Annotated in this window: 12 protein-coding genes; 6 read left to right on the top strand and 6 right to left on the bottom strand. The window is 71.8% G+C overall.

From position 1 onward, the window contains the following. Positions 1-66: 66 nt before the first annotated feature. A complete protein-coding gene (locus tag AB0P03_RS24780; protein ID WP_363630788.1) occupies positions 67-762 on the top strand; it encodes a FadR/GntR family transcriptional regulator in 696 nt (231 codons plus the stop codon). A gap of 58 nt (positions 763-820) precedes the next feature. On the opposite strand, the gene AB0P03_RS24775 is transcribed toward AB0P03_RS24780, so the two are convergent. Then, on the bottom strand, positions 821-1,447 hold the full coding sequence (locus AB0P03_RS24775; RefSeq protein ID WP_363581233.1) for a hypothetical protein: 627 nt from the start codon (positions 1,445-1,447) through the stop codon (positions 821-823). A 961-nt stretch (positions 1,448-2,408) separates the two neighbouring features. On the opposite strand from AB0P03_RS24775, the gene AB0P03_RS24770 reads away from it, so the two are divergent. Beyond that, positions 2,409-2,885, top strand: coding sequence for a DUF5994 family protein (locus AB0P03_RS24770; protein ID WP_363630787.1), 477 nt, complete (start codon positions 2,409-2,411; stop codon positions 2,883-2,885). Between the two features lie 186 nt (positions 2,886-3,071). Beyond that, positions 3,072-4,103 carry a zinc-dependent alcohol dehydrogenase family protein gene (locus AB0P03_RS24765; RefSeq protein WP_363581237.1) on the top strand — a complete coding sequence of 344 codons (1,032 nt, stop codon included), beginning with the start codon at positions 3,072-3,074 and terminating at the stop codon, positions 4,101-4,103. Positions 4,104-4,336: 233 nt separating this feature from the next. Here AB0P03_RS24765 and AB0P03_RS24760 read toward each other — a convergent pair whose 3' ends face one another. From AB0P03_RS24760 to AB0P03_RS24740, 5 genes are read right to left on the bottom strand one after another with little or no spacing between them, the layout of a single operon-like run. Further along, positions 4,337-5,881: an MFS transporter gene (locus tag AB0P03_RS24760; protein WP_363630785.1), complete on the bottom strand. Its 1,545-nt coding sequence runs from the start codon at positions 5,879-5,881 to the stop codon at positions 4,337-4,339. Then, complete coding sequence (locus AB0P03_RS24755; RefSeq protein WP_363581241.1) at positions 5,878-7,173, bottom strand: hypothetical protein; 1,296 nt, start codon at positions 7,171-7,173, stop codon at positions 5,878-5,880. The genes AB0P03_RS24760 and AB0P03_RS24755 overlap by 4 nt, the downstream gene beginning before the upstream one ends. Continuing rightward, positions 7,170-7,961, bottom strand: a complete 792-nt coding sequence (locus AB0P03_RS24750) for a creatininase family protein (RefSeq protein WP_363630783.1) — start codon at positions 7,959-7,961, stop codon at positions 7,170-7,172. Before AB0P03_RS24750 ends, AB0P03_RS24755 begins: the two co-directional genes overlap by 4 nt. Then, positions 7,958-8,872 carry a dihydroorotate dehydrogenase gene (locus AB0P03_RS24745; RefSeq protein ID WP_363581245.1) on the bottom strand — a complete coding sequence of 305 codons (915 nt, stop codon included), beginning with the start codon at positions 8,870-8,872 and terminating at the stop codon, positions 7,958-7,960. Before AB0P03_RS24745 ends, AB0P03_RS24750 begins: the two co-directional genes overlap by 4 nt. Before the next feature lies 1 nt (position 8,873). Continuing rightward, a complete protein-coding gene (locus AB0P03_RS24740) occupies positions 8,874-9,389 on the bottom strand; it encodes a hypothetical protein (RefSeq protein WP_363581246.1) in 516 nt (171 codons plus the stop codon). Positions 9,390-10,026: 637 nt separating this feature from the next. Between AB0P03_RS24740 and AB0P03_RS24735 the strand changes: the two genes are divergently transcribed. The 3 genes from AB0P03_RS24735 to AB0P03_RS24725 are packed head-to-tail and all read left to right on the top strand — an operon-like array spanning position 10,027 to position 12,223. Next, positions 10,027-10,296 (top strand): acyl carrier protein, encoded by a 270-nt coding sequence (locus tag AB0P03_RS24735; protein ID WP_363630781.1) that lies wholly within the window; start codon positions 10,027-10,029, stop codon positions 10,294-10,296. Then, positions 10,293-11,678, top strand: a complete 1,386-nt coding sequence (locus tag AB0P03_RS24730) for an aminotransferase class III-fold pyridoxal phosphate-dependent enzyme (protein WP_363630779.1) — start codon at positions 10,293-10,295, stop codon at positions 11,676-11,678. The genes AB0P03_RS24735 and AB0P03_RS24730 overlap by 4 nt, the downstream gene beginning before the upstream one ends. Next, positions 11,675-12,223, top strand: a complete 549-nt coding sequence (locus AB0P03_RS24725; RefSeq protein WP_363581252.1) for a thioesterase family protein — start codon at positions 11,675-11,677, stop codon at positions 12,221-12,223. Before AB0P03_RS24730 ends, AB0P03_RS24725 begins: the two co-directional genes overlap by 4 nt. Positions 12,224-12,225: the final 2 nt, after the last annotated feature.

Here is a 12,225-nt window from a genome sequence, read left to right as displayed (position 1 = left end):
AAGGCCAGCTCCGGGTGGGTGTCGGGGAGACTATGCTGCAGGGATCAGGACCAGGGAGGCATCGGCGTGCCAGTCACCGACTCGGCGATCGAGAAGATCAAAGCCATGATCGTCAGTGGTGAGCTGCGCCCCGGTTCGCGACTCCCCAAGGAGGCCGACCTGGCCGAGCGGCTCGGTCTGTCGCGCAACTCCCTGCGTGAGGCGGTGAAAGCTCTCTCGCTCATCCGGGTGCTCGACGTACGCCAGGGAGACGGCACGTACGTGACGAGTCTGGAGCCCAACCTGCTGCTGGACGCGCTGGGCTTCGTCGTCGACTTCCACCAGGACGACTCGGTGCTGGAGTTCCTGGAGGTCCGCCGCATCCTGGAGCCCGCCGCCGCGGCCATGGCCGCCCGAGTGATGCCGGACGAGGACATCGCCGCGCTCGGAGAGGTCCTGGAGAGCCTGCGTGACGACGCCCCCCTGCAAGAGCTGATCGACAACGACCTGGAGTTCCACCACAGGATCGCGGCCGGTTCGGGCAACACCGTCCTGTGCTCGCTCGTCGACGGTCTGTCCGGCCCGACCGCCCGGGCGAGGATCTGGCGCGGGCTGACCGAGGAAGGCGCGGTCGACCGGACCCGCCAGCAGCACCGCGCCATCCTCGACGCCATCGCCCACCGCCGCCCCGACGTCGCGCACGCCTGGGCGACGGTGCACGTGGCAGGCGTCGAGCAGTGGCTGCGGGACACCCTCGGCGCAGCCGGATCCTCGCTCGGCTGACCCGGGGCGGGTGCTTCAAGGGGCGCGGCCTCCGCGGGCCGCCCAGACCGCGTCCGCCCTACAGGCCGGTGCTGAGTCCGGTGAGTCCCTGGAGGACGTCGAAGCTGAGGGTGGCGGAGAAGAGCTGTTCCCCGGTGGCGAGCGGACTGGTGCCGAACTCCTGGGAGAGGGCGTTCGCGGCCGGCGCGGCCAGGTTGACGGGGGTGTTCTCGGCGCTGACCTTGGTCAGGGAGAGCCTGATGCCCTCGTCGGTGACGGTGAGCGTGTCGATGCGCCGGCCGAGGTGCTCGGTGGTGATGACGCTGGTGCGGTCGAGCTTCATCGCCAGCTCCAGGTTTGCGAACTCGGAGCGCTGCCCGTCGCGTTGGAAGGCGAAGCCGCCTCGGGCCCGGCCGGTGAGGCCGGACAGGTCGGTGTTGATCTCGCCGCTGTCGAGCATCGAGTGCATGCACTGGTGGCCGTTCAGGGTGACCAGTGTCGCGGGTGCGACCGCGTCGAAGGTGACGCCGGCGTCGGAGAGGGCCTTGGCGGCGGTATCGGTCAGACAGTAGTCGAAGGGCGTCCCGCCGCGCAGTTGGAGCGGCGGGAGCAGCGCACCGGGCGCCTGGGCCGAGGCCGAGGAGGGGGCCAGCGCCGCGAACGCCAGGACGGCGACGGCGGCAAGGCGCACGGGGGACTTCTTCACAGCGCACTCCAGAGTCAGGGGCCGGCCACGGCGGCCGACACGCGGATACGCCCGTCCAACGCACAGGCGACGGCGTCGGCACGCCCGGCAGATCCGGATCACCCGAAGAGCGCCGCGGCAGACCGCCCGGACACCTTCCGGCGATGGCTTACCCGCCGTGCGAACCGGTGGCGGCCGGGCGGCGGTGTGCAACGTCTGCGCCTGCCGGGTCTGGTGGGCAGTCCATTGGCGAGGCGACGGTACCGACCAGTGAGATGGCGTTCTCCACTACGGCCTACTCCCGGTCCGCGCCGAGTCCGTAGGGGGTCGCCTCCAACTCCGTGACCAGGTTCCCCAGGAGCGGCAGCGGACTGTCGCGGAACTGGAGGTGGACGGTGGCGACGGGCCCCTGGGCCGTGGGAGGGCTGAGCTGCGCGCCACGTCCTCGTCCTTGAGCCTGCGGGTGCGTACCGTGCCGGGCTTCCATTCGTCGCCCGCGCCCAGGCAGAACCATCCGTCCGGGTAGGGCGGGGCCTGTGGGCGGGAACGGGGGAGAGGGTGCGGGAACCTCCCACCCGCGGCCGGGCCAGGTGAATCGTCGCGGTGGAGGGCGTGGACTTCTCGATCGGCGAGGGCCTGAGCCCGGCTGTCGTCGACGCGGTGCCGCGCGTCGTCGCCGAGGTCCGCCGGGCGGTGGAAGGGCACCGGGCGGGGGCGTCATGACACCGAACCGCGGACGGTCGAGGCCTGCGGTTCGCGAGCAGCAGCCGCCCGCCGTCACCGAAACCGAGCGCACCTGATCGGGCGGGGTGCCTCCCCGCGCCCGGTCGGCCCATCCGCCCGCCGCTCCTCTTCCCCCGGGGCGCCGCCGGCGTCCGGAGTACGGTGGAAGAGCCACTGTCCGCGGCCTGCGGGTTCGGTCCGTGGTGCCCCGGCGACAGTGTCAGGCCGACCCAGGCGAGCCAAGGGCAGGTGTTCCGACATGACCGCAACCTCCGAGCCCGGCGGCGCCCGGGCGTCCCACCCGGAGCCGCCCGCGCGGCTCTCGCTGGTCCCCGAGGGCGTCGCCCCGGGGCGGCTGGGCGGGGCCTGGTGGCCCCGTTCCCGCGACCTCCTTCGTGAACTCCCCCCGCTGGCGGCGACGCTGGCCCCGTCGTGGGGAGAGATCCTCCGCGTCACCGTGAACCCGGCGCACTGGCCGGTCATCCCCCGGCGCGTCCCGGTCACCGGCCATGTCATCCACGTCGGCTGGTTCGAACAGGAACAGGACGCGGAGGAGGTGGTGGTGTGTTCCTTCGTGCCCCGGCGACTGGACCTCCTGGTGATTCCCCCCGAGACCGAGGCCCCGACCGCCGAGTGGCTGATGACGGCGGCATGCGAACCGGCCAACACCCGCACCGCCACCGAGCTCCTGGCCGCCGCGGGCGCCCCGACGGAAGGCGCACGGACAGGCGGGTGACCACGGTCAGTGGCGGACGGCGCTCCGCTCCCGACCGGCCGACCCCTCCTGTGACGTCCCGCGATCGGCTCCCGCTCCGGACCGCTCGGGGCGGCACGCGTTCGCACCGCGCTCAACGCGGTCGGCCTCGACCGAGGTGTGAGCAGGCGGCGCCGACCGCGGAAGACCCCTGTCGGAGGAATGGCCATGACAGCAGCCGAAAGTGCAGGGCAGCGCACCACGGCCTGGGTGGTGGAGCGCCCCGGCCCGATGTGCTCGTCCCCGCTGCGCCGGGTGGAGCGGATGCTGGAACCGCCCGGACCCCAGGAGTTGTTGATCGAGGTCGGGGCCTGTGGAGTGTGCCGCACCGATCTGCACCTGGCCGAGGGCGACCTTCCGCCGCACCGGCCCGCCTGCACACCGGGGCACGAGATCGTCGGCCGGGTGCTGAGCACGGGCCGGGAGGTGCGGGACTTCTCTCCCGGCGACCGGGTCGGCGCGGCCTGGCTCGCGAGCACCTGCGGCGACTGCCGGTACTGCCGGGCCGGCCGCGAGAACCTCTGCCCGAACTCCCGGTACACCGGTTGGGACGTCCAGGGCGGCTACGCCGGACACACCCTCGTGGACGCCGGGTACGCCTACCCGCTCCCCGAGGGGCCGCCCGACGAGGACCTCGCCCCGCTGCTGTGCGCCGGCATCATCGGCTACCGCGCCCTGGAACGCGCGCAGCTGCCGCCCGGCGGACGGCTGGGCATCTACGGCCTCGGCGCCTCCGGGCACCTCACCGCGCAGCTCGCGCTCGCCCGGGGCGCCACCGTGCACGTCCTCACCCGGGCCGCGAGCGCCCGGCGCCTGGCCCTGGAGCTGGGCGCGTCCTCCGTCGGCGACGCCTACGGCACACCGCCCGAACCCCTCGACTCGGCGATCCTGTTCGCCCCGGTCGGCGACCTGGTGCCGGTCGCGCTCGCCGCGCTGGACCGCGGCGGCACGCTGGCGGTGGCCGGGATCCACCTCACCGACGTTCCCGCCCTCGACTACCAGCGGCACCTCTTCCAGGAGCGCAGTCTGCGCAGCGTCACCGCCAACACCCGTGAGGACGGCCTCGCCTACCTCGCGGAAGTCGCCCGGCACCACCCGGCGGTGCACGTGCAGCGCTACCCCATGAACCGTGCCGACGCCGCGCTGGCCGACCTCGCGGCGGACCGGATCACCGGAGCCGCCGTCCTCATCACGCAGTGAAGGCTCCGGCCCCGGGACTGGTAGGCCCGCAGGTCGAGGTGCCGCGTATTCAAGCGCGGTCGACATGACGGACACGAAGAGCCATGGCTCGGGCGCCGCGAGGGCTGCCGTCCACACCGACCACGACGTAGGGCGGGTCCTGGGTGACGTGCTCGGGATCGCGGACGGCCTCAACGCTACCGGCATCCGGGCAGCAGTAGTGAGGGCGCCGTCGGGGTCTGCTTGACGGGCTTTCAGGTCCGTTCGTTCGGCTGTTTCCTGCTCGGCGTGCTGCTCGTCCCCGAAGTGCTGCTCGTCCCCGGACTCGACGGGATCGGGGAAGTCGAGGCGTTCGTGGCTGCGCCGGGTGTTCCGGACCGCGCCGACGCCCTCCTCGCGGTGGCCGGGAGGATCGTGGCCAGGGTGAGGGCGGCAGCCAGCCAGGTGGTGGAGTGGAAGGCCTCGGTGAAGGCCCGGGCGGTTTCCGGGGAGGCGCCCGCGTCCAGCGGGGACGATGACGTGCCCGGGGGGAGGAGCAGTCGGTAGGCCACCGTGGTGACCGTGCCGAAGACGGCGATCCCCAGGCCGGCGCCGGCCTCGTAGGCGACGGACTCGATGCCCGCCGCCGCGCCTGCCAGGGAGGACGGCGCGGTGGTCATGATCAGGTTCGAGGCGACCATCTGGACCAGGCCGTGGCCGAACCCGATCAGGGCCAGCCCGAGCGGGGCCACCGTGCCGGAGGCGACCAGGACGTATCCGGTCGCCGCGAGCAGCAGGCCGGCGGGCACGCCCGCGCGCGGTTGTCCCAGGCGGGAGAGGAGCAGTCCGCCCACCGGCCCCGCGACCGTCGCGGCCAACGGCATCGGGATCAGGTACAGCGCGGCGGCCTCCGCCGACAGTCCCTTGGCGATCTGCAGGTACTGCACCAGTTGGAGTTCGAAGCCGACCATCACCAGCACCGGCAGTACCGAGGCCACCACTCCGGCGCGCAGCCCGGGCAGCCGGAACAGGGACAGGTCCAGCATCGGGTGCGGCATCCGCTGCTGCCGTCGCACGAACAGCACCAGCGCGGTCAGGCCCGCCGCCGCCGGCAGCACCACCTCCGGGATGCCGACGCCGTCGTGGGTGAAGGCGATGATGGCGTAGGCGCAGCCCAGGAACCCCACCATCGAGAGCAGGGGCGAGGTGGCCTCCCACGGTTGCCGCTCGGACTCGACCTCGTTGCGCAGCAGCAGTGCCACGGCGGGTACGGCCAGTGCCACGATCGGCAGGTTGACCAGGAAGATCGAGCCCCACCAGAAGTGCTGGAGCAGGAAGCCGCCGGCCACCGGTCCCAGCGCCGAGGCGCCGGCGGCGACCGCGCTCCACGCCCCGATGGCCACCGCGTGGTCGCGGCCGTCGCCGAAGGTCTGCCGGATCAGCGCCAGCGTGGCCGGGATGATCATCGACGCGCCGACCGCCAGCAGTGCCCGGGCGCCGATCAGGGCCGGCGGGTTCGGTGCCGCCGCGCACAGTGCCGAGGCCGCGCTGAAGACGGCCAGTCCGGCCAGCAGCAGCCGCTTGTGCCCGATCCGGTCGCCCAACGGCCCGCTGACCAGCACCAGTCCGACCATCAGGAGCGAGTACACGTCGACCGCCCACAGCAGTTCGGTCGGGGACGCCCGCAGTTCGTGGGCGAGGGTCGGGACGGTGATGGTGAGGATGGTGACGTCCACGGCGGCGGGCAGGAAGCACAGCAGCACCACGGTCAGCACCAGCCAGCGCCGGGCCGTCCCGACCACGGGCAGCGGGCTGCTCACCGGCCGAGGTCCAGAGCCGTCCTGGCTCTGTCGATCAGGTCGTGCAGCTCGGCGAGGCTGGGGGCGTAGAACATGCAGCTCAGTCTGCCAGTTTGAAGGTCCGTCAGCTCGGTCGGGACCACACCCCGGTCGGCGTGTCGGGGCGAGGCCACGAGCGGTCCGAGCAGGCGCAGCACTTCCGGCAGGTACAGCCCGGTCGGAAGGCCGTAGAAGTCGTAGTTGCCGACCGCGTGGGTGTCGAGGTAGCCGGGGCCGATGAGGTGCTCGCCGAATTCGTGCACGTGGCTCGACCCGGTGCGGCGGGCGTTGAGGTCGTGCAGGTAGACGACGCCGTCGCGGGCGATCGCGTCGATGCCGAAGCGCCCGCGGTAGCCGCGCCGTTGCATCTCCTCGGCCAGCCGGAGCCCGCCCTCGGTCAGCGGGCGGTACCACCATGCGCGGCGCAGCTCGCGCGCGGTGACGTTGCCGCGCAGGTGCGTGGCGCCCTCGAACAGCATGTCGGTCGTGTAGCAGAGGTGGGGCGGGGCGTCCGCGGGCACCATGTACTCCACGGACGGGAAGGTGATGTCGCCGTCGAGGAACTCCTCGACGACCACCGGGTCCTCGTCGTAGAAGGTGCTCCCGGCCAGGCGTTCGGCGATGTCGTCGTCGCCGGGCCGGAAGATCAGCAGGCCGAGGCTCGCCTCGCCGCGGTCCGCCTTGACGATGCACGGTGTGCCGGTCGCGAGCATGTCCCGGACCGCGGCCGGCACGTCCTGTTTCCCGGCGCAGTGCGTACCGGGCGGGATGCGGCAGGGTCCGTCGGTCATGCCGAGGTCGGCGGCCAGGTCGCGCAGGCCGGTCTTGGTGTCCAGCAGGTCGCGCAGGGCCTGCTGCGGCGGGCTCTCCGGCAGTTCGGTCACCACGTCGTACCGGGTGCGCAGGGCCTCGGTGAACCGCCACAGGTCGGCGGTGGTGGTGTGCGGGATCAGCCGGAGTCTGCGGCCCGGTCCGGCGTGGGCGGCCACGGCGGCCATCAGCTCGGGATCGGCGAGCATGTCGGCGAACAGCGAGCCGGTGCGGCCCGCCGGGCTGAGGTTCACCACACCGTCGATCTCCAGGAACTTCCGCTGCCAGTCCAGGTCTCCGATCGGCTCGTAGGTGATGAGCATCTTGTCCAGCGGCCCCCAGAACAGCGCCTGGTCCTGCTGGGCGTAGCACTCCGAGAGCAGCTCGTCGACGTCGTCGGCGCGGACGGCGAAGTCGCGCAGGGTGTCGACGGCGTTGCTCACGCAGAGGGTGGGTACGGTCAAGGCTTCTCCTCGTGCAGATCGTGCAGAAGTCCGTCGCCCCGGGACACCAGGTCGACCGCGGCCGCGACCACGTGCCAGAAGAGTTCCTTGCCCAGGGCGACGGTGGCGCCCGAAGTGCTGGACAGGACGCCTTGGTTGGTCGTGCGGTTCACGTCGGCGGGGTGCAGGTAGATCCCCGGGCGGGGTGGGTCGGCGTGGTCGGGCCGGGCGGCCGAGACCAGGTCCGGGCGGAGGTAGAGCATCAGGCTGGTCTCGGTGATCCCCGCGTGCTCGGCGTGCCAGCCCGGAAAGAGCGGCACCCGCCCGGCCAGCCAGTCCGGGTCGACCAGGCTCCACCAGCTCAGCGCGATGAACTCCTTGCCCGCGGCCGCCGGCCGTCGGCCCACCTCGTCGAGGGCCTCGAAGAGGAACGGCTCGTTCTCGAAGTGGCCGTTGACGACCAGCAGTCGGCGCCAGGGCAGGGCGCACAACGACTCCAGCACGTCCTCCAGGAAGGCCAGCAGGGACCGACCGCGCACGTAGACGGTGCCGGGGAAGGCCAGGCCGCCGCCGCTCTGCGGCAGCGACCGCGCCGCGATGGACTGCGCCGGCAGGGTCAGGGCGTTCAGCTCGTAGGCGATCTGCCGGGCGAACGCGTCGGCCAGCACGGTGTCCACGGACAGCGGCAGGTGCGGACCGTGCTGTTCGGTGGCCCCCACCGGCCACACCACGGTCCGCCCGGCGGTGGCCGCCAGGACGTCGGCGCTGCTCAGGTCGCACAGCTGCGGCCCGGAGCTGCGGGGGGTCACGGTTGCACCTGCTCGGATCGGTCCGCTCCGGTGACGGGTGCGAGGCCGTGGCCGGTGTTCCCCGTTTCGGTGTTCCCCGTCCCGGTGGTCTCGGTCACGATCCGGGCGAGCGTGTGGTACATGTCGGTGTGCAGCGCGGTGTACACCTGGGCCGCCACCGCGCCGACCGCCAGGTAGTCGTGCACGTCCCGGCCCGACTGCACGCCGCCGGAGGCCAGCACGGGAAGGGCGAACCCGGCTCGGCGCAGCTTCCACAGGGAGGCCAGCACGAGCGGCTTGATGCCCGGTCCGGAGTAGCCGAACACGCCGCCGAGTTGGAGGTCGCCGGTCTCCGGGTGCACGGCGGCGGCGGGCAGGGTGTCGCTGATGGTCACCGCGTCGGCGCCGGCGCGGGCGGCGGCGAACGCCCGGGCGTGCAGGCCCTCCCCGCTGGCCAGCTTGACCGAGAACGGCACCCGTGTCGCAGCGCGGGTGGCCGCGGTGTAGGCGTGCACCCGCTCGGGAGTGTCGTCGAGGCCGTCCTCCTCGTTGAGGCAGGAGATGCCCAGTTCCAGCGCCGGGCAGCCCGTCGCCTCCACCCGGGCCGCCAACTCGGCGAGTTCCGCCGGGCTGTCGGCGTGCAGCGACGCGATGACCGGCAGCCCGTCCCGGGTCAGGTCGCGCAGGATGTGCACCCAGTGATCGACGGACCGTTTGGAGTAGGTGGTGCTGTTGATCATTCCGGTGGGCAGTCTGACGAGGCGCTCGTCCAGGCCGATCGGCGGGTTGGGGTGGATGGTCTTGGTGACCACCGCGCCCGCGCCGGCGTCCAGCAGCCTGCGGATGTTGCGTTCCTGGTCGGTGAGCAGGCCGGAGCCGACCACGACAGGGTTGGCCAGGTGCATTCCCAGCAGGTGGGTCGGGGCCGCCATGTCAGGCCGCCGCCCTGGTCCGGCCCAGCGCCGCGAGCACGCCGTCGACCAGCAGCGCCGGGTCCTTGGCGATCTCCTTGGCGGACAGGAACGTTGCGGACGCGACCTGGGCGAGCCCCTTGAGCAGGTGGCTGGCCGACTCGGCGAAGGGCTGGTCGGTGATGCCCACGATGGGGCGGCCCAGCGCGCTGGCCCACCCCAGTTCGATGTGTGTGCCGTCCGTGCGCAGCAAGGTGCCGTCGAGCACCGGCAGTACCGGCACGAACACATCGCATTCGCGCATCCACGCGTAGTCGCGCACGGACACCTCCTCGGGGGTGAACGAAGCGGTGTCGGCACCGAATCGTTCGGCCACGTGCGCGGACAGCACGGTGGCGCCGGCCTGCTGCGACTGGTCGATGGTCAGTCTCAGGAAATCGTGGATCGGCGCCGCCATCCCGCCGGGCACCAAGGCGTGCTGGATCGGGCCGCCAACGAACACGGTGACGCCGCGCAGGGCGTCCGGGGTGACACTCATGACTTTCGAAGCTCCTTCGAAGGAGTCTGCCGACGGCCGTGCAAGGGGCGTGGACTTCGGTCGGCAGGAAGCAGAAGTAGTCAGCGTCATCAGATGGTGCGCTTGCAGTGAACTGGGAGGGAGCCGGGTGCGAGGCCTGACGCCGCCGGGGGCCCGATGGCGTACCCGTTCCCGCGCTGTGCGTCCATCCAGACAAATGGACGACCTCAGGCTAGTTCGGGACGATTCACCAGGACAAGAAGCATATGCGCCAGGCGGAGATGTGTCTCAAATAGTGTAAAAGGTGCATAACTGTCACCTGGCCATCGATGCCGGCCCGCCCGGGACGCGCTGCGGGCTGGTTTTCGCAGGTAAATGGACCGTGTGCTCGTGAATGGCCGAATCGCCGTCGAACTAACGTGCAAAATAATCGTCGATTCCGGAGCTCGAAGCCGCATGGCGGGTAAATCGGGGACCATTGACAGGTGATAAAGCCTCGGCTAGCTTCGATAAAGCGCGAATGGCTGACACCGCCTCAATTTCGATCAGCGTCGGCCCACTTTCGGCCCGACCGTTTCCGCGATCTCGCTCGCCTTTCCGCGCGCCGGACGTCCGGTCGCAGCCTGTTCGAATGAACCCACCCAGAGGGGAAGTTCTGGTGAATCCTTTGCAGACCATCAAGCGAATTCTGCACTCCGAGGTGTTGGTGGAGGTGCCGATCGACCGGATGCGACTCGACGACAGGCTGCGCGAGAATTACGGCATGGACTCGCTCGGTTTCGTGGAACTGCGCGTGCAGTGTGAAGAGGCGTTCGACATCAGCATCCCCGACGAGGCCATCGCGGCGGGGGAGTTGTCCACCCTCGGTGATGTGCTGGCACTGGTCGAGCGGCTGGCGGGGGCCGACCGCCCCCCGGCCACCGCGTGAGCACGGCCCCGGTCGCCGGTGACGACCACACTGGGGACCAGACCGGTGCGCTGTTGCGCGGCGCGGACCTGCACCTCAACCACTACGGGGCGGCCCGGCTCCCGTTCGCCTGCGTGGGCGGGCGCGGCCTGCACCTCGACGTGGTCGATCTGAGCCCGGAACGCCGGGGCAGGCGGCTGAGGTTGCTGGACGCCAGCGGCGGCTACGCCAGCGCGACCCTCGGCGGCGACCACCCCGTCGTACGGGCGGCGCTGGCGCGCGGCACCGGAGTCGGCAACGTCACCGACGAACTGGGCTCGCTGGAACGGGCGGAGCTCCTCGACCGGCTCTTCGGCCCCGGCGGGTTGTGGACCGACCACTTCCCCGCAGGGCGGTACCACGTCAGCGGACGCAACTCCGGCTCGGAGGGCAACGAGTTGGCGCTGCGGCTGGTGCTGGAGTCCCGCTTCGACGGCCGGCGGCTGTGCCACCGCCCGGGCAAGGAGCGGCGCGACACCATCCTCGCCTTCCACGGCGCCTGGCACGGCTGGACCAGTGGGCTGGTGCAGCTGCTCAACCGCAGGTACTACCGGGCCGGGCTGCCCGGCACGGACACCGCCGGCCCGTACGGAGTCCGGGTCCACCACATCCCGTTCGGCGACCTCGACGCCCTGACGGAGTACTTCGCCGAGTCCGCCGACCGGCTGCTGGCCGTCGTGGTCGAACCGATCCAGGGCGACGCGGGCATCCTCCCGCCTCCGCCCGGATACCTGCGCGAACTCGCGCGGCGGTGCGCGGCCGACGACGTGCTGCTGGTGGCCGACGAGGTGCTGACGTTCGCCAAGACCGGCAGTTGGTTCGCCATGCGCGACGCGGACGGACCGGTGCCCACCGACATCACCGTCATCGGCAAGTTCCTGGGCATGGGCACGGTGTCCACCTCGATGGTGATCGCCCGCGAGGAGCTCGCCGTCCGCTCCTCCGGCGCCGTGACCACCTCCGACCTGCGACCACCGAACTGTGCGGTGATCCGCGACGGCATCGAGCACATCGAGACCGAAGGGCTGCTGAGAGGCTCGGCCGACGTCGGCGTGAACCTGGCCAAGCATCTCGACGACGCCCTGGTGGGCCGCCACCCGGACGTGTTCACCGAGGTCCGCGGGAGCGGGGTCATGTTCGGCGTGGAACTGACCGCCGCGGCGGCGGACCGGATCGGCGCGCTGCGCCGGGAGTTGATCGAAGCGGGCGTGTACGCGGAGTTCATGGCGGGCGCGGGCAAACGCTCCGGTGGCCGGCGCTACGTCCACCCCACCCTGCGGATCGTGCTGCCGCTGATCACCACCGGGACGCAGGCCGACGAGATCGTGGACCGGGTGGCGGCGGGCGCCCGGGCCCTGTGGTGAGCGCGGGGTTCCGCACCCGGGTCGAGCACGTCGACACCGACGCGACCGGGATCGTGCACTTCTCCCGCTACACCTCGTTGATGGAGACCGCTGGCACCGAACACCTCGAAGCGCACGACGCGGGTCTGACCGCCTTCAGTGCGGCGAACGTCGACCTGGTGGTCGCCGACCTGCGGGTGGCCTACCTCAACAGCGCCGTGTACCGCGACGTGATCATCGGGGACACCCGGGTCGACCACGTCGGCGCGGCCTGGTTCGCCCTCGCGGTACGTCTGCTGCGGGAGGAGGAGGACGGCACCCGCACCCCGTTGGTGACCGGCGACCTCGTCTTCGCCGCCGTCGCCCCCGACACCCGGCGCGCGGTGCCCCTGCCGGCACCGCTGCGACAGGCCCTGAGAGGAATCGTCCCGGATGCGACACCCGAACGAATCGGCACCCCCTCCCGTCACGGTCCGCGAGGCGCGTCCGCTGGGCACCTCGGCCATCGCGGCCCTGGTGCGCGGACGCCACCCCCGCCTGTTCATCGACCGGGTTCTGGACCATGAGC

The organism is Kitasatospora sp. NPDC088779 (assembly GCF_040685395.1).
GTDB lineage: Bacteria > Actinomycetota > Actinomycetes > Streptomycetales > Streptomycetaceae > Kitasatospora.
Note: the sequence above shows the minus strand (reverse complement) of the source record. Positions and strands in the feature narration are given on the sequence as shown.